Below are 23,719 nucleotides of genomic sequence, written 5' to 3'. Positions count from 1 at the left end.
GTGTGTTGTTTTGTAGTGGGGCATTTAAGGGTTTTGGAGATAAGTAGCGTGAATGTTTGATAGGGATGGGGGAAGTGCCAGGCACTTAAGGAATCAATAGCACCTCTAAATGATCCGGGGATTTCCTGCAGCCTCACAAAAAAGCAGCAAACCAAACAAAGGTCCGCTGCTCTCCTTTTCATTACGCTCCTGCCCAAACATCCTTGGCATATCGACCATCTTCTTCAAGTGATCCCAGCCATGCGGTAGCTTCTTCTCTCGTTGTTTGATAGAAATGCATATAGCTTTCTACTAAGGTGTGCTCCACTTCGGGTGCCATTTTACCACCGTCTCCACAGATGTATAAGCGGCCGCCATCTTTCAGCAAAGGAAGAATAACTTCAGCGTTTTCCGCCAATCGGTGCTGGACATATGTCTTTTCTTTACCAGGGCATCTTGAGAAAGCCGTGTGAAGAGTTACGATTCCCTCTTGTTCGGCCTTCTCCAATTCCTCTTGATATAAGAAATCATGTTGTGGATTGCGACAGCCGAAGTAAAGATGGGCTACACCCAGTGTTTCTCCTTTTTCTTTAAGAATGCGGCGAGCCTGAATAAATCCTCTAAATGGTGCAATTCCTGTTCCAGGTCCGATCATGACGATTGGTGTTTCGACTTGCTCCGGAAGCTGGAAGTTCGATTGAGGTGTAGAGATAAAGCACGCTATCTTATCGCCTTCGGAACGTTCTGCCAGATAGTTTGATGCAATTCCTTTGTATTCTCCATTTCCACTCCATGCTTCTCCTCGAACGACGCTGACCGTGATGCTCGCTTTTCCTTCTTTGTAGAGGGGAGAGCTTGAAATCGAGTAGTATCTTGCTTTTAGTGCTGGGAGTAAAAGCAGGAACCCTTCAAACGGAATTTCACATGCAAGGTACTTTTCCACCAGGTCCAGCATTGTGATTCGTTTACCGAGAATTTCTCTTTTATATGTTTCATCCTCCAATAGCTCTTCAAGCTCCATTACATGGGGAGGACATACCGTGTGAGCAGCAAGTGCCCGGATTTGCGAACGGGAAGCGGGTTCTTGGAATTCCACATAATTAGAGAGTAATTCCTTAAGATTCACTGACTTCTCTGTTGGAAGGTGGACTGCTTTTCCTGGATCTCCAGTGAGTTGGACATAGTCTTCGCCGTTCAGGTTGAATCGACTGAGCACTCGCTCAACAAGAGCGCTTGGATTGCGGGGAAGCACCCCAAGATGGTCTCCTTCCTGATAATCTACACCCTCTGGAAGAGTCAACTCAATATGTCTTGTATTCCTTCTGCTTCCCACATGCTGCAATTCAATATTTCTACTTACCACCGATGTAAAAGCATGATGAGTGCGAGCAAGTGGTGTGTCACTAACATCACTGACAAAATTCATCGTGATCGAGCTGCTTTCTTGACCGTTTTGATGAAGTTCAATATTCAATTCTTTTGCTAGATTTGGCCAAAGAGCATCCGACCATTTCTCGTAATCTCCTTCAAAATCGTCGCTTGCATCACCATGACCGGTTTTTGACAGGCGATGAGCCCCTTTTTGTTCCATCTGCTCATCAATGAAGGTAGGGATGCGTTGGTACGTAGTCGCCCAGTTGTGATCGCCACATCCGAATACCGCATAGCGAACATCGTTCAGTGTTCCTTCCGCCGTTTCTTTTAGCCAAGAAACGAATGCGTCCGCATTGTCCGGCGGATTTCCGTTATAGGAAGCAGAGACAATGAGAACCGCTCCTTCTGTCGGAAGCCCACCCGTATAATCATTTAAAGGAGCAACCTCGGTTATAAAGCCTTGTTGACGACCTGTTTCAGCAAGATCACGGGCGATTCCTTCAGCTGTTCCCATGTTTGATCCATACAGAATAAGCAATGGTGTACCATGAGACGACTTGACAGAAGCTTGTGTTTCTATTTTTTTAGATTTCACTTCTTCCGAAGGTGCAGCGGTAAAGGATATGACCGGTTTCCTGGGTGAAACGCGCATCGTTAAACCATTTGGCTTGAGGGTCAAGGTTTCTTTTACATCCAATTGATATTCTTTATGATCAATCAGGTCAAAGTGTTGCAAAACCATTCCGAGAACAAGGGTCGCTTCGTGAAGAGCAAACTGCTGTCCGATGCAGGCGCGCTGCCCGTTTCCGAAAGGTTTGTAAGCATGATATGGAATCGAAGACGGGTCCTCAAAACGCTCTGGTATAAACGATTCCACGTCATTTCCCCAAACAGATGGATCACGGTGAAGCTCTGGAATAATAAGGGTGAAAACATCATCTTTATTAACATTGTATTGCCCGTTTAGCGTCGTGTCTTCTTTCGCATAAACAGAAAATGCCGGTGCGGTGGGCCATAGACGAAGAGCTTCATTAAGCACCATGCGGATATATTTCAATTTCTTCACTTGTTTATAGTCTGGAACGTCGTCACCCAGCACTTCATCCACTTCTTGCTGCGCTTTCTTCAATTTTTCCGGATTATTCATGAGAAAGTAAATGGCAAACGATAGAAGTCCACTCGTTGTTTCGTGTCCTGCAATTAAAAACGTGATGATTTGATAACGGATGTTTTCATCATCCAGCACTTCACCCGTTTCCGGATCGGTCCCTTTTAACATATGAGAGAGTAGATCATCCTCACCCTGATCACCATTTTGTTTCCGTTCCGTAATCAATTCATCAACCAGAGTGAACATGTATTGAATGTCTTCCTTGAATTGTTTTTTAGATTTAACCATCAATTTATCTTGAACACCAAGCCGCTGCGTTTGACTCATGGCTTCGTCCATTGCCCGAACCATACTGTCGACAAATGGGTGGCCGTTTTCCCGGTAAAAGCTGTTAAAGCGGTAATTAAACCCGCAGAGACCGATCGTATCCAAGGTTAAGCGAGTCATATCTTCAGGAACATCGATTTCATCAGCCGGATTTAAGCGAGCCCACTTCTGAATAAGTTGGGTGGCGAGATCGACCATTTTAGCATGATAGCCTTTCATTGCCTGCTGGCTGAAGCTTGTAAGCAGGATATTATGCGCCTTTTTCCAATTACTTTCCGTCGTTTCACTTGTGAAAAGGCCGTCGCCGCCAAATGCTCTTACTTTTTGCAGGGCGGGGCCGACTTTCTTATCAAATCGTGTTTCGTCGCAAATTTCTTCAGCAAGGGAGGCACTCGATACAAACGTACTGATACGTCCTGGAAATTGAAACTGAAAGATTGGGCCGAGCTCCCTTGCAAGCTTCATATAGGATTGAAGAGGTTTGTCTTTATCGATGACCGGCAAACTGCCGAGGGGCCCATACGTCTTTGGCTGCGGAAGTTGGTTTGAATTTGTCATTAAATAGCACCTCTTTTAAAAGATTTATAACGGAATGAACGTTCATTCCGTTTGGTGTATGAGAAACAATTCATTTCTCATACATGTAACCGTACAGCGTCCCACATACTTTCTTCTACATGTTCTAATAGTTTTGCTTCCGGTTCTAGCTCCCCAATACGTACCAATCGTTGAAGCTCAAGAAACGCTCCGTAAACGATTGCAATCAAAGCGGAGGAAGGAAGCTCCTTAATTTCTTTTTTCTCTTTTCCTGAATCAAAGAAATTCTTTAGGATATCCAGGAGTCCTTGAAAGCTATCATGACTTGCGTTGTCTAAAAAATGGGCACTGCTATGTGTTTTAATAAAATAAAGTGCATGGCTTTGCTTTGTTGTAAATAGAATCATGGCTTGAAATATATGACGAAATTGATCGCGAATGGTTTCATCATAAGGGAATTCATTTTCAAGAGTTTCTGTAAATATCCTTACATACTCTTGAAAAAGCTTGTTGCCAAGCACTTCTTTATTTTCAAAGTAACGATAGATGGTACCAGCTCCAACTCCTGCCGATGTCGCAATCATTGGAATCGTAGTCGCGTCATATCCACGCTCAGCAAAAAGAACCAAAGCGCTTGATATAATGCTGTCTCGTTTATTTACTGCAGTTGCCATAAGGATTCAGCCTTTCATGGGTTAATACGGAATGAATATTCATTCCTACTCATTGTATACCCAGTAAAATGCCATCTCAATCACACAATGTACCCAATATTTGTGAAGGTTTTGTTAACGGATGTGGAGAAGGTTTTAGTAAGTGTCACTTTAGGATAGGAGTTGGATAGGTGTCATGAGAAGTGTTATTTGCAATATGAAGGGTGTTACACGACGAAAAAAAGCAAACCCATCTTAACGGGTTTGCTTTACATTCTAACGATTCTCCTTCACTGAGCGCCTCACTATTAATTCAGTCGTCAACTTATAATAAGGATCGACTTCCTCTTTAGCCAGCTTCTGAAAAATTAGATGAACAGCGAGTGCGCCGGCTTCGTATTTCGGCTGTCTCATTGTTGTCAAAGGGGGGATACGTACTCTGCCAGTTGGATATCATCGAATCCGATAATCGAAATATCTTCTGGAACGCTGATTTTCTTTTCAGATAGAGCTTGTAATCCTCCAATGGCCATTTCATTATTGGCGTAAAAGATCGCTTGAGGAATATCTTGTTGGGCAATGAGCATTTTAGTTGCTTTATATCCGCCTTCACGTGTAAATCCACCTGATGTCTTCCATTTAGAACGATAGTTGATGCCGTGTTTTTCAAGGGCATGCTTAAATCCTTGGAAACGAAGTTCATTATCGTGGGAGTTATATGGACCGCTGATATAAGCAATATCACGGTGACCATTCTCTATCAGATGTTCCGTTGCTTGAAAAGCACCCTCGACATTGTCGACTTCCACCTGGAGAACATAGTCATGTTTAATATCTCGGTCTAACACGACGATAGGGAATCCTTCTCGAGTGGATTCCAATATCGTTTCATCTGTGATGTTATGGGCTAAGATAATCACACCGTCGACTCGCTTTTCTCTCAAAAATTTAATAGCTGTGGACTGGGCACCGCCAATTGAGCGGCAGGCTATGAGATCATACCCATTAGTAGACGTCACATCCTGGACACCTTTAATTAATCAGAATAATAAGAGCCTGATAAATCACTCAGGATCAAGGCGATGGTATTCGTGTTTGTTCGTTTTAAATCGGATGCGAGTCCGTTCTTTTGATAGTTCAATTGCTTTGCTGCATCCAATACTTTCTTTCTTGTTTCCTTTAAAATAAAATTTTGCAAATCCATAGCCAGCCATGGCATTAAAGAATAATCCTAAAAAAGAAAATAAGACGATCACAAGGGTATTTCTCAAATATACACCCAAGTTCATGCTTTCAAACAGGTTAAGATAGTTTTCCAATGTAGGATTCTCTGGGAACAAGGTAGGTGGAATTTGCAAAACTTCACTTTCAGGTTTAAATGGCTTGAAATCATCCAAATGAGAATTAAAGTATTTATGTAAGATGAAATAGTAGAGGAGCAAGCGCATATGGCGTTTGCTCCTTTTTTAATAGGAAAAAAAGTGAATTTAGGATCTTTCGGTTTCTTTTTTATGATAAATCAGCCGAGCAATTTGAATTACTTCGGGGAAAGCCCCTAATCCCTTTCCAAGGTCTTTTCTTTGTTCCGGGAAAGCTTTCGATAGAAAAACTTAATCAGTAGAGTAATGGCTGCGAATCCAATGTAAATGAGGAAAAAAACAATGTATCCCCACAAACCAACGATGGCATCAATGAACTCCATTTGCCCCCGGTTTGTGATCGCCTGCTGGATTTCAATCGCAAAGACCAACACAAACATGAAGGTCAAGGTATAGAAGAAAGCCAGTGCGGTGATTCCGAACTTAAGCTTCGATAGAATCTTAGACGCAATATATACAAAAAAGAACACGGAGATTCCGATGATGCCCATAATCCAAAAATGCAGATCTTTATCCGTAAGGGTGAAACCGAGATCACTCGCCAACACAATAAACATGTCGTGGAGGTTATTGATGATCTCCACTATTGAGGTAATGCCTTCTTTCATTATATCCACTCACTTTTTTATGAAGATAAGTACTTTAAGAGTATATCAGGAATGTAGATTTTGTGTTAAGTGGTAAATAAGCGAAATTCTGGACCTTGTCATTATATCAGCGAAATCAACTGGTTTATCAGCCGACTTCAATATATCAGCGAAATCCGAATTTTATCAGCGGAATTTCAAATATTTCAGCGAACGATGGCATTCAGGGGTAATATCGAACCAGCACTTTGTGGCTTGTCATCTCCTGTTGAGTTGAGGAGAAATCCATTTAACGGCGAAATCTCAAACCGTGAAGTTATGTGCCGTAATCAGCTACGAATTCAATCAAATGTACCAGACACCACCAACTAAAAAATATTTTTTAAAAAACTGTAGGGATTCATCATTTTCTTTCGTCTATTAATATGAGACCACAAGAAAGGGGGAGAGAGGTTGGTGGATCCGCTAATTGAAAAGGCGAAGAATGGCAGTGAGCATGCGTTTCGGATGTTGATCGAAATGCATAAACAGTATGTTTTTAAATGCATTTACGGTGTTCTGAGAAACCGGAAAGATGCTGAAGATGCATCACAGGAAGTGTGGATGAAGATTTATACCTCTCTCCCTCAGTACGAGCATCAAGGGTTCAGGACATGGATGACGAGAATTGCGGTAAACCATGCCATTGATTGTAAACGAAGGCAGGCAAGACAGAAGGAAGAGCTGGTCGACGAGCTCCCTGTGAAAGAGTCACAGGATGCTGTAGAAAGACGATTACTAAGAAAAGAACAAAAGCAGCTCGTGTTGAGTCATTTAGAAGATATTCCCGAAACGTACAGAGAAGTGATTGAAGGATTCTACATAAAAGAAAAGTCCTATCAGGAGCTTGCAAATGAACAGCATGTGCAGGTGAAAACGATTGAAACAAAGCTGTACCGGGCAAGGCTTTGGATGCGGAAGCATTGGAAGGAGGAAGATTTCATATGAGTCATATTGCGTTGGAAGAATGGAAGAATTACGTCAGAGATGAAATGGATGATAATAAGCGAACCGAGTACGAGGAGCATCTATACTGTTGTGATCAATGCATGAGTCTTTATATGGAAGCAATCGAGACGGTTCAAGATGAGCTTCCTTCCATTGAAGGTCCGTCCCTCTTTACAGATGAGGTGATGGAGCGAATTCCGGTTGAAAGGAATCCCGTGATGAAGCCAGTCAAGAAACAGTGGTATGAGGGAAAGGTGTTTCATTATGTGCTGGCTACGGCGATGACCCTGATTTTGATGGCATCTGGTATTTTTGGTGAACTATCGAAGATCACGACTGAATTTGAAAGAAATCAGCAACCTTCCTTTACAAAAAATATTTTAAATAAAACAACGGCTTTACTGGATAGTGTTGAAAAAATAGAAGAACAGGAGGCAGAGTAAGATGGATAAAAAGAAGAATCCAATCATAGCGTTTTTGTTGGCTTTTATACCCGGTGTGGGATTGATGTATTTAGGGAAGGTTTTTAGAGGGGTTTTGTTTTTACTGGTATTGCTTGCGTCATTTCCCGTTGCATTCGTGGGAGCGGAAGTGTTGAACTGGGATGGTTTTGCTTTTATCACCATTGGGTTTGCGTTCCTATTATATCTCATCAGTATCGTTAATACGGCACTTGTAGCATCAAGAATGTTGAAAGCGAATGAAGCATCACGAGAACCGGTGGTAGAAAGTGATTCAGGGCAGCTGAGCACCGAACGCTTCTATACCATCATCCTATCCATGGTACCAGGGCTCGGTCATTTCCAATTGGGACTGATGAACCGTGGTGTCACATTTCTGGCAACGTTCCTCGGAGTAGCTGCGATGATTCTGTTTGTAACAGCGATGACGGGTAGAGGGGAGTTTATGGTATTCTTGATCGTTCTCCCGGTGGTTTGGGTATACAACTTCTTCGACACCATGCAATTATTGAATAAAAAGCAGGCAGGTGAAGTGCTGACGGATCGGTCTGTATTGGAAGACTTGGAAGCCCAGCATGAAGGTGGGAGAAAGAGTAAGGCATTCGCCACATTTTTATCGATGTTTCCTGGAGCGGGACATCTGTACCTTGGTTATCAGCGACGGGGAATTCAGCTTATGGCAGTGTTCTTGTTCTCCATATATATATTAGACGTACTTCGGTTAGGGATTTTTCTATTCTTAATTCCGATCATCTGGTTCTACAGCTTTTTTGATGGATTGCAACGGGCATCTAAGCACGGAAAGGAACCTTTAGAAGATACGCCGATCGTGTCTTACTTAATCAATCAGCAGAAGTGGGTGGGAATCGGATTGATGCTGCTTGGTGTGTATTACTTGGCTACGAACATCCTTATGCCCCTATCATTACCGTTTTTAGAGACTTATGGAATTGATCTTTATCATGTGATGTATAGCTATATCCAGCCGGGAATGGTTTGCCTTCTTCTTATAGGGGGAGGAATCAAATTGGTGGCCGGAAGTAAAAAAGCCCATTCAAAAGAGGAGGTATCAGAATGAGAACTTGGAGAGTCGGATCCATTTCAATGGGGGCATCCCTGCTGTTCCTGGGAATTTTCCTACTGTTTTCACAGCTGTTAAAATGGAATTCAGCCTATGTGCTGGCAGGTTGGTGGCCAGTGCTGTTGATCGTATTGGGTTCAGAAATCTTAGTATACTTGTATCTATCCAAGCAGGAAAAACCGGTACTGAAATATGATTTTTTAAGTATTATATTTGTGGCTGTCATTGGGACGATGGGAATCGGATTTACCGTTCTGCATGCAACGGGATTGATCGGACAAATGCAAATGTTTTTTGATTCTGAAGTGAAGACAGCGGACCTTCCTGCTTATAGCCATCAGGTTGGTGATGAAGTGAAGCGGATCGTCGTTGATTCCAGTCATTATCCAATAACAGTTGAAACTGTTAAGGATAAAGAAGTAAGTGTGTTTGGTACGTATCGTTCTTCCTTTACAAAAGGGAAATCATCACTTTCAAATCCAGGAGATTATCTGATGACAGCACAAAAAGGAGACACACTGTATATCACATTGAAAAGGCTTCCCGACTCCAATGGCTGGATGCAATCAGGGAGAGAGTTGGATGCTACACTCGTCATCCCGGGAACCAAGTCCCTTGAAATCTCGAGTGACTACAATGAAGTTACATTAAAGCCGAGAACCATTTCAAGCTCATGGGAAGTATCAAGCTCAGCGGGGGTTAATCTGGTTCTCGCTTCATCGGAGGACCTGACCATCAATGCCGAAAACGTAGGGGACATTCAAGGGGAGTACGTTAAATGGCAATATACAGAACAAACCGCTGTATCCAACACTGACGTAAATAACGAAGGAATCCCAAACAAATCCGCCACCCTCAAACTAGGAAGCGGACAACACACCATCACCATCTCCCATTCCGATCAAGTAAATGTATCTATCAAGAACTGAGGGACGGACCTCCAAATCTTCCATCATTCCGCTTGTAAATCAATTGGAATAAAGCTAATTTGGAGGTTTTTTCTTTAGTTGGCTAACGTGATGAGGGACGGACCTCATCACTTATCTTCCGCCAATTTCTTTCGATCGGCAGACTGTGGTGGCTCTTCCAGCCAACCGTTATCGATCAGAATGTCCGCACCACTTTTGCCTAATTCCGCCACCTCGAGTATAAGTCTAAAATAATTCGTTACCAGGTCAGCTCTCATACTTGCCGCAGCAGCAGTACCATAGTTCCCCATCCCGGCGTTGCTTATCAGGGTGATATGGAACATCATCAGTTTATCTGAGAAAGCAGGGCTAGTTGAAGCTTTAACATTGGTATCCCAAGACATGGGAGCCTGCATATCGTTATTGAGGAGAGCATCACTGAAGATATTGAGGTGCTTTTGAGCAATTTCCTGTGTCCTGGTCATGAATTTTCTTACTTCTTTTGATTGAGCCATTTGAGCGAAACTTGTGGCAACCATGCTCCCGAGCAAAGTGGTTTCCGTGTTAAGGAATAGATGTGATATTTCAACGGCATTCAGTGGCCGTCTATTGACAAATGGATTCAGGCTGGAACTCATATAAGATTTTTCCTTAATAAACTCAACTTTTTCAGGATAGTCAATATATGGAGGCCTGACTAAAATGCCTTTTTCTTTTCCAGTCTCCGTTGTTTTTTTGTAGAGGTCACTAGAAAATTGAAGGGCTTGTTGGAAGAACTCAAGAATGTCTTCTCGCACCGTCAGGGAAACGGCTCCGCTATAGGTGATCATCCCAACCTTCGCCATTTGCCGGAGATACATTAAGAAAAAGGTATCTCCATAAATGGCCGGGGCATCCGGGAACACGTCCTTTTCCTTTGAAAATCCAACAGGGATAGGGATTTGTTCCTCTATGAAAATGGATGAAATGAAGTCAATATGCGCTCAGATTTTTCTTGAGCTAAACGAAGAATGGATGCCGTATCGGGGTCCTGATTTTTTGCAAGGAAATATTCAAATACACACAGAGCCAAAGTGTCACTTTGATATGTGGCCCAAAGAGTGGCCATTTCGGCTGAGGTTAAATCTGTTTTCGGATGATGTGACATGGGAACGCCTCCTACTGTTCAGTGAATGTATTCATTAGTATGGATTTGTCTTAAAATAATTATTTATGGTAGGTGTATTAGTGGTTTTTAGAAGAACACTTCCATGATTTAAGTGAAAGAATTTGATCATCAAGGGGATGTATATACTGGGCTGGACACTATTTGCATTAAGTTATGTGTTTGTGGCAGCCCGCTATTCTACCTTTTTTCAATACATTGGCTGGAGATTGATATACTCCGTTCCGATTTATCCTATGTTGTATATGATCTTGTTATATAATTTTCGATTCGTTAATGGTAAATTGCTTGGTGTAAAGAAGAGGTTCCTTCATTTGACGCCTCTGGAATGGTATGGAAGCCTATTCTTTATCTTTTATATGAATTTGTTTATGGATGCCGTATTGAAGGGAAGACTTGAGCTATATTATTATGTTGTAAACGATGTACATCCGGTTGATTTCTTTTATCGGTGGATATTATTGTGTGTTCCACTTTTGCTTTTTCTGAGCAGGCAATCGAATTATCCCACTCTATGGAGATACCTTGTTTGGATAGCAGTCCTGAGCTTGATTCAACAATGCGCAGCAGCACTCAACCTCTTTCACATCAACAACTGGAACTTCTTTCTCTCCATTGCCCAATTTGCGACGATCCTTCTCCTATCTTGGTTGATCCTGCGTATCCGCCGGTATATGAAGCGAGGGACGGACCTCTAAACTAGTTTTAAGTTCGGATTATACTTGTTGAAGGTCCGTCCCTCCATTATGTTTACTATTTCACATAAGGGGAAAAGCTCTCTATGAGAGATTTTAAGGAGGTTTTACCCTATGGGAAGACTGGAAGAGAAGATAGCCGTTATTACAGGTGCAGCAACAGGTATCGGAGCAGCGACTGCCAAGGTTTTTGCCTATGAAGGTGCGACGGTGATTTGTGGAGATGTGAACATAGAGGAAATGAAAAAGACCGTGAAGGATATCAAAAGTGACGGCGGCAAGGCTGAATCTTTTCATCTGGATGTTTCGAGTGAGGAAAGTGTCACGGCATTTTCCCATGAAGTGAAGGAGAAGTTTGGTACGATTGATGTACTCTTTAACAATGCGGGAGTAGATGAACAGGGTGGAAAGGTACATGAATATCCTGTTGAACTGTTTGATCGAATCATTGAAGTAGATCTTAGAGGTACTTTTTTATGTAGTAAGTATTTAATTCCACTGATGCTTGATAAAGGTGGATCTATTATCAATAACGCTTCTATGTCTGGACAAGCAGCAGATCATGACCGTTCAGGTTATAATGCAGCTAAAGGCGGCATTATTAATTTCACAAAAGGAATGGCGATTGATTATGCCAGGCACGGAATTCGTGTTAATTCTCTTTCACCTGGAACAATCGAAACACCACTTATCGATGAGCTTGTTGGAAGTAAACAGGATGAGATAGGAGAAAAATTCAGAGAAGCTAACAAGTGGATTACTCCACTCGGACGACTTGGAAGACCGAAAGAAATGGCAACTGTAGCTCTATTCCTGGCATCGGACGACAGCTCCTATGTGACAGGGGAAGATATTACAGCAGACGGAGGCATCATGGCTTACACATGGCCAGGGAAAATGCTCGTTGAGGAAGAAAAGTGGAAAAAAGGAACGGAATAAAGTGTGAGGGGGGACGGACCTCCAGATATGCCCTTATAGTGGAACAGACATATGGGAGGTCCGTCCCTCAAACCATTTCTTCCCATTCACCTTATGTTGTGATAGAATGGTTATAATTTATGAGAAATGGAGGTTTTCCCTTTGATTTTAATCAGACTACGCATCCGCAATTTGAACGCATAATTGAATATGTTCAAAGGCTCTGCCTGTGTGCAGGGTAAATGGGATCGGTCTGACTATTTTTAAAGGAATTCTTCATTTGACGATGAATGAAGAAAGAGGAGACGGAAATGGCTCCTCTTTCTTCTTTTTAAAAATAGAATTGAATACTTGCCGAGTGTTGCTATAAGGGGTTTTGTAAGAAAAGCCTTGAAGAAAATGCGGTCTTCTTCACCCGTCACCGGTTTATTCAAATCCATTTACAAAAACACAGGCAGAGGCCTGTGTTTTTTTTCTGTACACACTAAAAGATAGGAAGTGACGAAGTAATGGAAGAACGTTTAAAAGCAATCGCCATAGGCGTTAATACAAAGGATAAGAATAATGACTTCGAATATTCGATGCTTGAGTTAAATGGATTGGCAGAAGCGAGGCATATTGATGTTGTCGGTGAACTGACACAAAACCTGCCCCGGCCGAATCATGTTCACTATATTGGTAAGGGGAAGATTGAAGAGCTACTGCCACTTATTGAAGAGTGGGATGCGGAGGTACTCATTTCCAATGATGAGCTGTCTCCTTCGCAAATTCGTGTACTTGAGGAGAAACTTGATATTCGTGTCATGGACCGGACGATGTTGATTCTCGATATCTTCGCAGAACGTGCGAAAACCCGGGAAGCACAACTTCAAGTAGAGGTAGCTCAGCTGCAATATATGCTCCCGCGTTTGATTGGACGCCGTGAGTCATTAGGGCGTCAAGGGGGAGGATCTGGACTTGCGAACCGTGGTGCGGGTGAAACGAAACTTGAGCTTGATCGGCGCCGAATTGAAGAGAAAATCACAGCATTGAATAAAGAGCTTGATTCGCTTGTTGACCTGCGAACTACACAACGTAAGCAGCGTCGAAAGAGTGAAATCCCAGTCGTATCCCTCGTCGGATACACAAATGCAGGGAAGTCCACGACTATGAACGCTTTCGTAGAAAAATTCCATCCAAACGAAAACAAGCAAGTGTTTGAAAAGGATATGCTGTTCGCGACTCTTGAAACATCGGTGAGGAATATCACCTTACCGGACAAAAAGGCATTTCTCCTGACAGATACGGTTGGATTCGTTAACAAACTGCCCCATCAGCTGGTCAAGGCGTTCCGTTCTACTCTTGAAGAAGTGGTCGAAGCAGATCTCATCGTTCATGTGGTGGACTATTCGGATCCCCATTATGAGAAATTGATGAAGGTGACTGACAAAACGCTCGAAGACATTGGAGTAGGCGACATTCCAGTCATCTATGCCTTTAATAAAGCAGAGTTAGTAGAAGGAGAGGTTCCTAGAATCGAAAAGGATCGAATTTATTTATCGGCTAAAAAGAGAATCGGGATGGACGAATTACTGGATGTAGTGAAGAGCTATATTTTTAAAGACTACAAAAAGTGTCAGATGCTTATTCCATACGATAAAGGCCATTTGATTTCTTATTTCAATGAACAAGCGAATGTAGTGGGAACAGAATATGAAGAATCCGGGACGAAAATGATCCTTGAGTGTAAGCTAAGTGACTTTGAAAAATATCAACAGTATGTCATCCATGAATAACTAGGAAAAACAGGACCTTTTCTAATTAAGAGGTCCTGTTTTTATTTTTAAATACTATAGTAAGTAGTTTCCGATAAATCTTTCGGAATTAGGGGAAGACCGATATTTCGATGCATCTCCTGAACCTTTTAGACCTACTTAAGAAAAGTTTATCCCCATACAGGAAAGGGTAGAATGGCTAATAATTTACAAAGGAGGGTCCTGTAACCATGATAGCCAGCTATACAAAGACGTCTTCAACCCGGAATCTATGGTCCGGTATCTTATTTGGGATGGGAATCGTGGCATTTATTGATGAGACAGTATTCCATCAGTTGCTTCATTGGCATCATTTTTATGACAAGTCCACCACAGCGATGGGGCTCGTATCTGATGGTTTTTTTCATGCGTTTAGCTGGTTTGCAACAATCGGCGGGTTATTTATGTTTGCCGATTTACGCCGAAAAAAAGGGTTATGGGTGAAGAGATGGTGGGGAGGCATTTTGCTTGGTGCAGGAGGCTTTCAATTGTATGACGGGACAGTTCAGCATAAGCTGATGGGTATTCATCAGATACGCTATGTAGAGAATGTCCTCGTGTATGATATTGTCTGGAATGTGATTGCGGCTGCTATGATTCTTGCAGGATTCGTAATGATTGTAAATACTAGATATAAAAGGAATGAGACTGTTGTCAATGCACGCTGATCATTCTATCTCACAAGTATCTCAAGGCTTCGGATTGGTTTCTCAGATTCTTCTAGCCATTCCTTATACAGTGGCACTGGTACTGTATCTACTTGCTGTGGTCGTTTCCAATCGTAAACATAAACAATGGCCAATTTCCCGTACAATCTTATGGATCATCGGTGTCTGCTGTGCCTTAGGTGCAGTATCAGGACCATTGGCTCAGCGGGCACATATGGAGTTTACTTCCCATATGCTTGGTCATTTGCTTATTGGAATGTTGGCCCCTCTCCTCATGGTACTCGCTGCACCGGTAACACTTTTACTACGGACCCTGCCTGTCACTCAGGCCAGGAGGCTTTCACGAATACTGAAAAGCCGTATTATAGGGATGATCAGTGACCCCATTGTCGCTGTCATCCTCAATGTTGGAGGTCTTTGGGTTCTTTACACAACCAGTTTGTACGAAGCGATGCATCAATACATTCTCCTTTATTTATTCATACATATCCATGTTTTTCTGGCTGGATATCTATTCACAATTTCCATGATATATATTGATCCTGCTCCACATAGAACCGGCTTTATCTACAGAGGGACTGTATTGATCCTTGCCTTGACCGGTCATGGCATTTTGTCGAAATACATATATGCCTACCCTCCTGCTGATATACCCCGTGATCAGGCACAGAGTGGAGGTATGCTTATGTACTATGGCGGGGATATGATTGATCTGATCCTGATAATTATCTTTTGTTATCAGTGGTATAGGGCTGCCCGGCCGAAAGCCAATACAAGTAAGAATAAGGGCAGTAATAATTTTGTGGGGACGATGGACTTCGAGAAACATAGAGGTTCAAGTACGTTTCGATAAAACTCTACATGTTTATCTGCTTCTGGAGGAGGTAAATGTATAGAATAAGTAGAGAAAGGAGCATGCAGATGCCAACATTAACGGTAGGATTTCAAACCATGCCAAACGGAAAAGACGTGGATACACATGGAGTTATCCCCAAAATGATCGAAGTGGTAAAAGAATCAGGCTTAACATACGAAGTGGGGCCAATGGAAACGGTGGTCGAAGGTGACTATGATAAAATTATGAGCGTCATTAAAGAGACCCAGGAAGTAGGGATACAACACGGAGCAACCGAGGTTTTCACAAATATCAAAGTGCATTATAAATCGGACGGAGTATCTATCGCAGACAAAAAGAAGGATGTTTGAAAACCACTTCCAATTATAAAGAGTATGATCATAAGCACCTATGTTTTAGGTGCTTATTTTTTTATAGTAAAGAATGGATTCTTCTTTCATTAGCTTTGCTTCCAGCAAGCAAGTTTTAAAGGCTATATTTTTCTCTGAAAAGTATAAGAAGAGGTTATTCATTGACAATAATTGTACTTGCTCCTCCACCTGGGCTCCTGCATAAAGTAAATGCAGAGGAGGGATGCAGTATGTTTTTTCCACGACGATACCCTGTGGTACCGTGTGAAATTCAACAAGAATGCTATCCATATTGGCCAGAAGTAAGAAACGATTATGAAGATGGTCTTTTACCACATACTTATCAACAGTTTTATCCAGACTACGAACAACAACGTGAGTTCACGTATTATCCACAACAGCTGAACTACTATGTTCCTTATCAAGAATTCTATGACCAACTTGTCTATGAAAATCCATTTGATTGGCGGGCAAGCTGGAGGGAATGGGAGGATCTTGGTGCACCGCCACGGGGGATGAAGGGTTCACCGGCCGTTGCTTCCTGGCAGGCGAACCGGCTGGATACGTTTGTTCGAAGTGAGAACGATCGAATGTATCACAAATGGTGGAACGGTTCCCGCTGGAGTAATTGGGAGGACCTTGGAGCTCCACGCAGAGGTTTAAGAAGTTCTCCGGCAGCCGTGTCCTGGGGACCTAACCGCATTGATACGTTTGTGAGAGGGAATCGGGATACTCTATGGCATAAGTGGTGGGATGGTTCGAGATGGAATGAATGGGAAGACCTTGGGGGACCACCACGTGGGTTCAAGGGAGATCCTACGGTTGCATCATGGCAAGCAAATCGACTCGATGTTTTCGTCCAAGGAGATGACAACAATCTCTGGCATAAATGGTGGGACGGAAGAAGATGGAGCCAATGGGAAAACCTTGGAGCTCCAAGAGGCGGCTTGAGGGATTCTCCTGGTGCCGTCTCATGGGGTCCGAACCGCATCGATTGCTTTGTTAGAGGGAACAACGACCGTATGTGGCATAAATGGTGGGATGGTTCCCGCTGGAGCAATTGGGAAGACCTCGGTTCCCCACCTAGAGGATTTGAAGGGGCACCGGCTGCCTCCTCGTGGGCACCGAACCGGATTGATACCTTTGTCCGGGGAGACAACAATAACATGTGGCACAAATGGTGGAATGGTTCCCGCTGGAGTAACTGGGAAGACCTTGGAGCACCCAGAGGAGGCGTTCGTTCTTCACCGGGAGCCGTGTCTTGGGGCCGTAACCGGGTGGACACCTTTGCGAGAGGCAGAAACGATCATATGTGGCATAAGTGGTATGCTTGATAGATGGAACCATCCCTTTCTTGTATAAGAATAGGGATGGTTTTTTATTTGAAATATGCACTTATTTTCCAAAGGAGTACTAACGATATGCTTACAATTGATGGAGAGGTTTTTGAAATCAACGCGGCAGAAAGTGAAGATGTAGAAAAAGTTTTGGATTTATTGGTGAATGCAGTTGAATGGCTTCAAGATAAAGAAGTAAAGCAATGGGACTACTATCTGACAAATCTCGAGGGGAATAAAGAAGAAATATTGGAGTCAATAAAAAATCACTACACATATTTTCTGGAAAAAGGGAGGTCGTTGCCAGTTTAACCATCGACCATGAGCCTACTGAATGGGATGTGGAAATATGGGAAGAGGACGCTCTTAAAGAAGAATGTATTATATACCTACATAGATTCGTCATTCATAGAGACTACGCGGGTAGAGGCATTGGAGAAGCTTTCCTTGATTGGGCAGTGTTACTGGTCAAGTTAGCAGCAAATGTGAAATTTCGTTTTGATTGCCCTGCAAATAATGAGGGATTGAATCATTATTACCAAAAGAAATATCCTTTAAAAGAGATTACCCCTATTCATAGCGGACATTGTAAGTATGAAAAGATTCTTTGGGATTGGAAATAGGCGTGATCATAGATCACGCCTATTTCTATTAACTGGCTTTCTTTCTTGGTCGAGCTTCCATCATGGGCATGTACTCATTGAAGTAGTGATTCGTTTCACGAACGATGACCTTATAAAGTAAAATAAGAGCGATCAAGTTTGGAATCATCATCAACGCATTAGACATATCAGCAAATGCCCAAACGAGCTCTAAGTTCGCAACAGCACCAAGGCCGGTTGCTAAAATGTAAATGAGTCGGTAGGAGTTAGCAAAACGATAATTCGTTAAGTACTCGAAGCATTTCTCCCCGTACATATACCATCCGACGATTGTTGAGAAACCGAAGAATATAACCGAAAATGATACGATGTATTCCCCGGCTACCCCAAGGGCATGACCGAATGCGGCACTCGTTAACGCTCCCCCATCAAGGCTCGGCGCGTGCTCAACACCCGAAATCGCTCCGCCTGTAGGGTCCCAGAAACCAGTGATCAGAAGAACCAGTCCAGTCATTGTACAAACAATAATCGTCACAATGAACGTACCCGTCATGGCGACAAGTGCCTGTTTAACCGGATGGTCTGTTTTCGCATTACCTGCAATCAATGCAGCCGTACCAAGTCCGGCCTCATTGGAGAAAATCCCACGTGATACCCCGCTTCGGATCGCTTCACTGATAATGATTCCAGTGAACCCTCCAGCTGCAGCTACAGGATTGAACGCATAATAGAAAATCATTTCAAATGCCGGAATGATCATGTCATAATTCAGTACGATGATGATCAATGAACCACCAATGTACAGGAATGCCATGATCGGTACAAAGAAGGAAGCAACTGTACTGATCCGTTGAATGCCTCCAAATATGATCAAACCTGTCAGGACTGCTAAAACGATTCCTGTTACGAGATTGTTAATTTGAAAGCTTGATGTCATGACATCTGCAATCGTATTGGACTGTACGCTGTTTCCTATTCCAAGGGCAGCAAAAGCACCGAATAAGGCAAATGCAACAGCAAGCCATTTCCACTTGCTGCCGAGACCTTTTTCTACGTAATACATTGGCCCGCCGGAGTATTCACCGTTTTTATTTTTCACACGGTACTTCATCGCAAGCAGGGCTTCGGCGTATTTTGTGGCCATTCCGAGAAGGCCGACAATCCACATCCAGAAGATGGCTCCAGGTCCGCCAATCGTCAATGCCGTCGCAACTCCGGCAATGTTTCCGTTACCGATTGTCGCTGATAAAGCAGTCATCAACGTTTTGAAGTTACTAATATCCCCTTCCGACTTGTCAGCGGAAGAAGATGGTTCTTCTTTTGTAAAAGCAAGTTTAAATGCATACAATAGCTTTCGGAACTGTAGCCCTCTAAGCATAAACGTTAAGAAAAGGCCAGTCCCAAATAACAGTACTAAACTTGGTGTCCCCCATAAAAATGAATTAATCTTGTTCAGCACATCTAACATAGAATCCTCCTTGTCATCTCATGTTGTAAACGTTTTCTTTGTGGGTTTCCATCTACTATTTATATAGTATTCTAAACAATCTGTCCATAATAAAAGTCGAATTTCCAGAGATTGTGCCTTTTTTAGTAGTAGGAGGGACGGACCTCGGATTCAATCACAAGAGAAAGGTGCACTAGTGTTCCTTAAGGGTGGAAATCGCGTAACAAAAGGGTCGGACCCTCTTTAGCTGAACGTTGATGTAACTTTATCGCGGTCCGTTCCTCACCGTTATAAAAGTGTAATGATTACTATCACGAGCAGCGGTCCGACCAGAATGAGGTATCCCATGGGTCTGGCGAAGTTCAGGGTCCAGCCTACTCCGAAGCGTTTTTCTACAAAGATGGAGGGGTCTTCAGGGTTGAAATAGAAGAGCCCCCCTTTCCAGTATTGATCGTCATCTGCATTGATCACTTCGCCAGTGCCTTCATCAATGATTTCTAAGTCCAAGTCTGAATCCTTTTTCCCCACCTTGATGACCATAAGGACCGTCCCTATCAAGACGAGTGCAGAGAAGGCCAGTGGTATGGTGATGATCAGCAGGTCGCTGACGCTATTTTCATAAAGGGTGGTGAATTGCAGGAATGTAAATAGCATGGATATCAGAATGGAGATGAAGAATAGGAGCCAGCTTGTGTACTTGCGCAGACGGAGCTGTCGGACACGTGATGCCTTTATATTTCCTGCACTCAGCTTGATCCCGGAATTCCTCGTCAGCTCGTTTATACCGAGGAACATCGTATTCATCACCAGTAAGACGAGTGGAAGGGTCAAAGCGGAAAGGTACGATTTCGTTGTAAAAGCATCTGGCTTTCCATCAGGTCCCCAGTGGGTAGGAATCTGATCCGGCAGGCTATTGTAATTCACCAATGTAAACACCATTAATCCAACAGTGATCACCATGGGTACTACATACACTATCCAGGGTAGCATTTCATCTTTCGTTCTTAGGCTCAATTCTGAAACCTTTACCTGTTTACGATCCTTGAACCATTGCCTTTCGCGTTTCAGTGTTGTCACTTTCATATGAAAATAGAAATAAAGGGACATCGAAATAAATAGGATGACAAAAGGCAGTAATAAGCCTGCTAAAATGAGGTGATTTTCTATAGGTGTAATGATTGTCGACCAAAAAATATAGATAGCCAAAACGACAATTGAAAAGAAGGAGGTGAGGATTGCGTAGAGTTTTTTATATTGTCGCACCTTTTCGTTCCTTATTTCATCAACGGGTACAGTCACACCAAACACCACCGTCCGTTTGACAATGAAAGGTATGGCGATTTGAAGCGCCACCAGAAACCCGACCGTGACGAAAATGAGCGTCATTTCCATTTGTTACTCCCCCTTAACCTTTATCATAATAGCTGCAACTAATTCTTGAATTTCTTTTTCACTCATGCCGATTACCAATGATTCCACTACAATCGGCCGCAATTCTTCTGATATCTGATCCAATCGGGATAGCGGAATTTCTCCCTCAGATGGTGTACAAATAACAGCCCCAGACTTTGGAACAATGCGGATCACACCCTTGCTTTCCAATTCATGATAGCTTTTATTCACCGTGTGCATGTTTACGCCCAGGTCACCGGCAAGGCTCCGAACGGACGGGAGGATATCACCTGGCACTAATTCCCCGCGGACAATCCCCTCCATAATCCCATTCTTGACCTGAGAATAAATCGGTATATCTGATTGAGGTTCTATTTGGATAAACAAGGATTCACCTCCTAGTTTGTTATATGAATAGTATAACAAAATTGTTCTAGTGTATGTAGAACAAAAAGTAATTTTCCATAAAAAGTTAGATTATTGAAGATTCCCTCCTTATAATTTGATTATATAAAAAAAGAGGATGGGAAAAGATGAGAAGGAAAAAAACTCGCGGTTTAAAAAGAATAGTAGTTTAGATGGATGCATGAATAATAAGGTGAACTAAAGCAATCAACATCCATGCCTTGTCATCACATCTAACAAAAAGATTGCAAAAACTAAATTGGACCACTGTAATAAAGAGGGAAAGATATGCTAAGGAGTGAGATGGCCATGAAGAATCAAGGACTAAAAATCGTAGAACTGACAACGATAGATCAGCACATCGAGGAACTTTCTGATCTATTAATGAACGTAGTGGACGATGGGGCTTCCATTGGTTTTTTAGCCCCAATGGCACGTTCTGCAGCGATGGATTTCTGGCAGCATGTACTGAATCCACATGTAATCCTATATGCAGCCTGGATGGATAATGCAATAGCAGGTACTGTGCAGCTCCACTTATGCACGAAACCAAACGGGACCAACAGAGCCGAAATTGCAAAAATGATGACCCATCCTCAATTTCGTCAAAAAGGAATTGCCAGTAAACTCATGCAAACAGCGGAGGAAAGAGCAATAGAAGAGGGACGGACCTTACTGATACTGGATACGGTCGAAGGGGCGCCTTCTAATCATTTGTATAAGTCACTGGGATTCGTTCAGGGAGGGCGGATTCCCGACTATGCAGCTTCACCATTTGGGGTATTAGAGGCCACCATAATCTATTACAAACAAATTTAGAAGGCTGCTAGAATAAAATAATAAGAGGGACGGACCTCAAATCCTCAAATCACTCTATATTCAGGTGATTTTTAACGTTTAGAGGTCCGTCCCTCCAAAAAATAATAGTAAAATAGAATCAGGAACGAAAATCTGTATAGTTCGTATGAGTAGTAAGCACATTTATTTTAGGAGGAAAACATGCAGAAGAAAAGTCCTTTGTTGATTCTATTCTTGAGTTTGTTAACAAGTTTCTTGTTCCTGACGGCATGCAGTGACTCAAGTGCCAACGGAGAAGAAACGAAGGCGGATAAAAAAGAAGAAGATCAGTATGAAAAAGAAAAGAAGAAAATGAACGATGAAATAGGGGAAATGGAGCCACTTCAATTAACTTCCTATAGCGAGGAAATCGGTGTCAAAATGAATGAACCGTCATACAAGGAATTTGCGGTGAATGGGCAAGTGACAGTCGACGGGGAAATTGAACAGCATTCTGAACTGAAGTCGGACTACGTCTGGATCAAGGTTAGGGCAAGTGAAGAAGGCCCCGTCGGAAAGCAGCTCGAATATTACACTCCCATCAGAGACGGTAAGTTCAAACAGAACATCCACTTTTTCAATGGAAAAGGTGAGTATAGTGTGTCTGTGCAGCTGCCAAGCAAGGATCTGGAGAATTATTACTATGATACTGCTTCCTTCACGGTTCATAATGTGCATCCTGACCTAATGAGGGATGTGACGCTCACACCATTTGGCCAGGAGGCCGAATTGTCCTTGAGTTCTGAATCAAGTTATATCAAAGGGAACGAAATCTTTCCTTTAAAAGGAGAAGCTACAAACCTAACGGATGAAGAAACCATCATGCTCAGGTTAAAGAAGGATTCGCAAAACTGGACACATGTCATTCCCGTGAAAAACGGAGAATTCAACTATGAAGTTCCTTTGTTTTATGGGAAAGGAATACACGAGCTTGAAGTACTGGTACCAGATGAAGACCGTGAAAACTACTACCAGACGGCCACCAATCTTATCATTGATAATGAGTCTGTTCGAGTGATGAGTCCGATTGAGTATGCTGATAAATATCGCGAGCGTGGCGTAACACTGGAATCTCCTCAATTTGGTGGGGAGAAGTCTGATGGTGTTTACTCTATCAAAGGAAGCATCGATCCAAAAGCTCAATTCGGTCCGGAAACGACGCATATTTATATCACCACTAAAAAAGGGGAAGATGAAGCTCTGGATGTAATTCCCGTAAAGGATTTTACCCTTGATGATTCCTTTTATTTGCGGTTTGGACCCGGTACCTATGAGGTGACTCTCAGCGTACCTGAAATTAAGGATGAGAATAGCGACTATTTCAGATTTTTCGGTTTTGCGAAGTTTGAAGTGGAATCGACAGGAGAAGACAAGCGAGACCTTCTGCCATCCCGTGGCGTACAGTCAGACGCGCAGGAAATCAAAGAGCAGGCGAAAACCGTCACAGCTGGAAAAACAAGCGACAGAGACAAGGCGAAAGCAATCTATGATGATGTCGCAAAAAATGTGTCCTATGACGTTGAGAAATATGAAAATGACGACTTTAACTGGGATGACAGTGCATTAAAAACACTGGAAACCAAAACGGGTGTGTGCCAGGACTACGCTTACCTGGCGATTGCCATGCTTCGTGCCAGCGACATCGAGGCGAGATTCGTTGAAGGAAGAGCAGGCGGGATTTCCCCGGGAAGGCATGCTTGGGTGGAAGCGAACCTTGATGGGGAATGGGTCACCTTGGATCCGACATGGGGATCAGGCTATTTAAAGGAAGGTAAGTTTGTGCCTGCCTATAATGAGGATTATTTTGATCCGGATATGGATGAATTTAAGAAGACACATACACGGACGGGTGTCTCATATTAAAAACGAA

Annotated in this window: 24 protein-coding genes and 2 pseudogenes; 15 read left to right on the top strand and 11 right to left on the bottom strand. The window is 42.8% G+C overall.

Annotated features, from left to right (window positions below; all coding sequences use genetic code 11):
• Nucleotides 1–181: 181 nt before the first annotated feature.
• The 6 genes and pseudogenes from AC6CIB_RS06730 to AC6CIB_RS06705 all read right to left on the bottom strand — a co-directional run bounded on the left by AC6CIB_RS06730 (nt 182) and on the right by AC6CIB_RS06705 (nt 5,968).
• Nucleotides 182–3,349: a bifunctional cytochrome P450/NADPH--P450 reductase gene (locus AC6CIB_RS06730; protein ID WP_498279014.1), complete on the bottom strand. Its 3,168-nt coding sequence runs from the start codon at nt 3,347–3,349 to the stop codon at nt 182–184.
• A gap of 77 nt (nt 3,350–3,426) precedes the next feature.
• Entirely contained in the window at nt 3,427–4,002 is a 576-nt protein-coding gene (locus AC6CIB_RS06725; protein WP_498279012.1) for a TetR/AcrR family transcriptional regulator, read from the bottom strand.
• A gap of 398 nt (nt 4,003–4,400) precedes the next feature.
• On the bottom strand, nt 4,401–5,000 hold the full coding sequence (locus tag AC6CIB_RS06720; RefSeq protein ID WP_498279010.1) for a substrate-binding domain-containing protein: 600 nt from the start codon (nt 4,998–5,000) through the stop codon (nt 4,401–4,403).
• 17 nt (nt 5,001–5,017) lie between these two features.
• Nucleotides 5,018–5,200, bottom strand: coding sequence for a hypothetical protein (locus AC6CIB_RS06715; RefSeq protein ID WP_498279008.1), 183 nt, complete (start codon nt 5,198–5,200; stop codon nt 5,018–5,020).
• Nucleotides 5,151–5,410 (bottom strand): annotated as a pseudogene (locus AC6CIB_RS06710) (carbohydrate ABC transporter permease); the annotation flags it as partial. The pseudogene AC6CIB_RS06710 and the gene AC6CIB_RS06715, both read right to left, overlap by 50 nt.
• Nucleotides 5,411–5,536: 126 nt before the next feature.
• Nucleotides 5,537–5,968, bottom strand: coding sequence for a hypothetical protein (locus AC6CIB_RS06705; protein WP_498279006.1), 432 nt, complete (start codon nt 5,966–5,968; stop codon nt 5,537–5,539).
• 432 nt (nt 5,969–6,400) lie between these two features.
• On the opposite strand from AC6CIB_RS06705, the gene AC6CIB_RS06700 reads away from it, so the two are divergent.
• Genes AC6CIB_RS06700 through AC6CIB_RS06685 form a run of 4 tightly spaced genes read left to right on the top strand, consistent with a single transcriptional unit; the run spans nt 6,401 to nt 9,405 of the window.
• The gene (locus AC6CIB_RS06700) at nt 6,401–6,934 is read left to right on the top strand and encodes a sigma-70 family RNA polymerase sigma factor (RefSeq protein ID WP_498279004.1); all 534 of its coding nucleotides are present in this window, start codon (nt 6,401–6,403) and stop codon (nt 6,932–6,934) included.
• A complete protein-coding gene (locus AC6CIB_RS06695) occupies nt 6,931–7,377 on the top strand; it encodes an anti-sigma factor (protein ID WP_498279002.1) in 447 nt (148 codons plus the stop codon). The genes AC6CIB_RS06700 and AC6CIB_RS06695 overlap by 4 nt, the downstream gene beginning before the upstream one ends.
• A gap of 1 nt (nt 7,378) precedes the next feature.
• Nucleotides 7,379–8,473, top strand: a complete 1,095-nt coding sequence (locus tag AC6CIB_RS06690) for a hypothetical protein (RefSeq protein WP_498279000.1) — start codon at nt 7,379–7,381, stop codon at nt 8,471–8,473.
• Nucleotides 8,470–9,405 carry a hypothetical protein gene (locus AC6CIB_RS06685; RefSeq protein ID WP_498278998.1) on the top strand — a complete coding sequence of 312 codons (936 nt, stop codon included), beginning with the start codon at nt 8,470–8,472 and terminating at the stop codon, nt 9,403–9,405. Before AC6CIB_RS06690 ends, AC6CIB_RS06685 begins: the two co-directional genes overlap by 4 nt.
• 107 nt (nt 9,406–9,512) lie before the next feature.
• Here AC6CIB_RS06685 and AC6CIB_RS06680 read toward each other — a convergent pair whose 3' ends face one another.
• Together AC6CIB_RS06680 and AC6CIB_RS06675 are read right to left on the bottom strand one after the other, a co-directional pair.
• Nucleotides 9,513–10,022: a DUF3231 family protein gene (locus AC6CIB_RS06680; protein WP_498280487.1), complete on the bottom strand. Its 510-nt coding sequence runs from the start codon at nt 10,020–10,022 to the stop codon at nt 9,513–9,515.
• A gap of 84 nt (nt 10,023–10,106) precedes the next feature.
• Nucleotides 10,107–10,492 (bottom strand): annotated as a pseudogene (locus AC6CIB_RS06675) (DUF3231 family protein); the annotation flags it as partial.
• A 161-nt stretch (nt 10,493–10,653) separates the two neighbouring features.
• Between AC6CIB_RS06675 and AC6CIB_RS06670 the strand changes: the two are divergent.
• The 9 genes from AC6CIB_RS06670 (at nt 10,654) to AC6CIB_RS06630 (ending at nt 17,789) form a co-directional block, all read left to right on the top strand.
• Complete coding sequence (locus tag AC6CIB_RS06670) at nt 10,654–11,247, top strand: hypothetical protein (protein WP_498278996.1); 594 nt, start codon at nt 10,654–10,656, stop codon at nt 11,245–11,247.
• 111 nt (nt 11,248–11,358) lie between these two features.
• Entirely contained in the window at nt 11,359–12,183 is an 825-nt protein-coding gene (locus AC6CIB_RS06665; RefSeq protein ID WP_498278994.1) for an SDR family oxidoreductase, read from the top strand.
• Between the two features lie 488 nt (nt 12,184–12,671).
• Nucleotides 12,672–13,937 (top strand): GTPase HflX, encoded by a 1,266-nt coding sequence (gene hflX, locus AC6CIB_RS06660; RefSeq protein WP_498278992.1) that lies wholly within the window; start codon nt 12,672–12,674, stop codon nt 13,935–13,937.
• A 209-nt stretch (nt 13,938–14,146) separates the two neighbouring features.
• Nucleotides 14,147–14,623: a DUF2243 domain-containing protein gene (locus AC6CIB_RS06655; protein WP_498278990.1), complete on the top strand. Its 477-nt coding sequence runs from the start codon at nt 14,147–14,149 to the stop codon at nt 14,621–14,623.
• The gene (locus AC6CIB_RS06650; protein ID WP_498278988.1) at nt 14,613–15,476 is read left to right on the top strand and encodes a cytochrome c oxidase assembly protein; all 864 of its coding nucleotides are present in this window, start codon (nt 14,613–14,615) and stop codon (nt 15,474–15,476) included. The genes AC6CIB_RS06655 and AC6CIB_RS06650 overlap by 11 nt, the downstream gene beginning before the upstream one ends.
• 68 nt (nt 15,477–15,544) lie before the next feature.
• A complete protein-coding gene (locus AC6CIB_RS06645; RefSeq protein WP_498278986.1) occupies nt 15,545–15,829 on the top strand; it encodes a thiamine-binding protein in 285 nt (94 codons plus the stop codon).
• A 230-nt stretch (nt 15,830–16,059) separates the two neighbouring features.
• Nucleotides 16,060–17,163 (top strand): PLL family lectin, encoded by a 1,104-nt coding sequence (locus tag AC6CIB_RS06640; protein ID WP_498278984.1) that lies wholly within the window; start codon nt 16,060–16,062, stop codon nt 17,161–17,163.
• Between the two features lie 87 nt (nt 17,164–17,250).
• On the top strand, nt 17,251–17,478 hold the full coding sequence (locus tag AC6CIB_RS06635; protein WP_498278982.1) for a hypothetical protein: 228 nt from the start codon (nt 17,251–17,253) through the stop codon (nt 17,476–17,478).
• A 29-nt stretch (nt 17,479–17,507) separates the two neighbouring features.
• Nucleotides 17,508–17,789: a GNAT family N-acetyltransferase gene (locus tag AC6CIB_RS06630; RefSeq protein WP_498278980.1), complete on the top strand. Its 282-nt coding sequence runs from the start codon at nt 17,508–17,510 to the stop codon at nt 17,787–17,789.
• Between the two features lie 28 nt (nt 17,790–17,817).
• Here the strand turns inward: AC6CIB_RS06630 and AC6CIB_RS06625 are convergent, their stop codons facing one another.
• The 3 genes from AC6CIB_RS06625 to AC6CIB_RS06615 all read right to left on the bottom strand — a co-directional run bounded on the left by AC6CIB_RS06625 (nt 17,818) and on the right by AC6CIB_RS06615 (nt 20,994).
• A complete protein-coding gene (locus tag AC6CIB_RS06625) occupies nt 17,818–19,236 on the bottom strand; it encodes an alanine/glycine:cation symporter family protein (RefSeq protein WP_498278978.1) in 1,419 nt (472 codons plus the stop codon).
• A gap of 267 nt (nt 19,237–19,503) precedes the next feature.
• The gene (locus AC6CIB_RS06620; RefSeq protein ID WP_498278976.1) at nt 19,504–20,607 is read right to left on the bottom strand and encodes a DUF1648 domain-containing protein; all 1,104 of its coding nucleotides are present in this window, start codon (nt 20,605–20,607) and stop codon (nt 19,504–19,506) included.
• 3 nt (nt 20,608–20,610) lie between these two features.
• On the bottom strand, nt 20,611–20,994 hold the full coding sequence (locus AC6CIB_RS06615) for a GntR family transcriptional regulator (RefSeq protein ID WP_498278974.1): 384 nt from the start codon (nt 20,992–20,994) through the stop codon (nt 20,611–20,613).
• A 327-nt stretch (nt 20,995–21,321) separates the two neighbouring features.
• Here AC6CIB_RS06615 and AC6CIB_RS06610 point away from each other — a divergent pair, with 327 nt between their 5' ends.
• Together AC6CIB_RS06610 and AC6CIB_RS06605 are read left to right on the top strand one after the other, a co-directional pair.
• Complete coding sequence (locus tag AC6CIB_RS06610) at nt 21,322–21,831, top strand: GNAT family N-acetyltransferase (RefSeq protein WP_498278972.1); 510 nt, start codon at nt 21,322–21,324, stop codon at nt 21,829–21,831.
• Between the two features lie 180 nt (nt 21,832–22,011).
• Nucleotides 22,012–23,712, top strand: coding sequence for a transglutaminase domain-containing protein (locus AC6CIB_RS06605; RefSeq protein WP_498278970.1), 1,701 nt, complete (start codon nt 22,012–22,014; stop codon nt 23,710–23,712).
• The last annotated feature ends 7 nt before the right edge of the window (nt 23,713–23,719 follow it).

Source organism: Rossellomorea sp. GQ25 (assembly GCF_059758515.1).
This window is presented reverse-complemented; position numbering and strand designations above follow the sequence as displayed.

Excerpts from the sequence above, each read along its gene's own strand:
- AC6CIB_RS06730 (WP_498279014.1), bottom strand. The coding sequence starts at position 3,349 with ATGACAAATTCAAACCAACTTCCGCAGCCAAAGACGTATGGGCCCCTC.
- AC6CIB_RS06725 (WP_498279012.1), bottom strand. The coding sequence starts at position 4,002 with ATGGCAACTGCAGTAAATAAACGAGACAGCATTATATCAAGCGCTTTG.
- AC6CIB_RS06715 (WP_498279008.1), bottom strand. The coding sequence starts at position 5,200 with ATGCCATGGCTGGCTATGGATTTGCAAAATTTTATTTTAAAGGAAACA.
- AC6CIB_RS06705 (WP_498279006.1), bottom strand. The coding sequence starts at position 5,968 with ATGAAAGAAGGCATTACCTCAATAGTGGAGATCATCAATAACCTCCAC.
- AC6CIB_RS06695 (WP_498279002.1), top strand. The coding sequence starts at position 6,931 with ATGAGTCATATTGCGTTGGAAGAATGGAAGAATTACGTCAGAGATGAA.
- AC6CIB_RS06690 (WP_498279000.1), top strand. The coding sequence starts at position 7,379 with ATGGATAAAAAGAAGAATCCAATCATAGCGTTTTTGTTGGCTTTTATA.
- AC6CIB_RS06685 (WP_498278998.1), top strand. The coding sequence starts at position 8,470 with ATGAGAACTTGGAGAGTCGGATCCATTTCAATGGGGGCATCCCTGCTG.
- AC6CIB_RS06680 (WP_498280487.1), bottom strand. The coding sequence starts at position 10,022 with ATGAGTTCCAGCCTGAATCCATTTGTCAATAGACGGCCACTGAATGCC.
- AC6CIB_RS06665 (WP_498278994.1), top strand. The coding sequence starts at position 11,359 with ATGGGAAGACTGGAAGAGAAGATAGCCGTTATTACAGGTGCAGCAACA.
- hflX (WP_498278992.1), top strand. The coding sequence starts at position 12,672 with ATGGAAGAACGTTTAAAAGCAATCGCCATAGGCGTTAATACAAAGGAT.
- AC6CIB_RS06655 (WP_498278990.1), top strand. The coding sequence starts at position 14,147 with ATGATAGCCAGCTATACAAAGACGTCTTCAACCCGGAATCTATGGTCC.
- AC6CIB_RS06650 (WP_498278988.1), top strand. The coding sequence starts at position 14,613 with ATGCACGCTGATCATTCTATCTCACAAGTATCTCAAGGCTTCGGATTG.
- AC6CIB_RS06645 (WP_498278986.1), top strand. The coding sequence starts at position 15,545 with ATGCCAACATTAACGGTAGGATTTCAAACCATGCCAAACGGAAAAGAC.
- AC6CIB_RS06640 (WP_498278984.1), top strand. The coding sequence starts at position 16,060 with ATGTTTTTTCCACGACGATACCCTGTGGTACCGTGTGAAATTCAACAA.
- AC6CIB_RS06635 (WP_498278982.1), top strand. The coding sequence starts at position 17,251 with ATGCTTACAATTGATGGAGAGGTTTTTGAAATCAACGCGGCAGAAAGT.
- AC6CIB_RS06625 (WP_498278978.1), bottom strand. The coding sequence starts at position 19,236 with ATGTTAGATGTGCTGAACAAGATTAATTCATTTTTATGGGGGACACCA.
- AC6CIB_RS06620 (WP_498278976.1), bottom strand. The coding sequence starts at position 20,607 with ATGGAAATGACGCTCATTTTCGTCACGGTCGGGTTTCTGGTGGCGCTT.
- AC6CIB_RS06610 (WP_498278972.1), top strand. The coding sequence starts at position 21,322 with ATGAAGAATCAAGGACTAAAAATCGTAGAACTGACAACGATAGATCAG.
- AC6CIB_RS06605 (WP_498278970.1), top strand. The coding sequence starts at position 22,012 with ATGCAGAAGAAAAGTCCTTTGTTGATTCTATTCTTGAGTTTGTTAACA.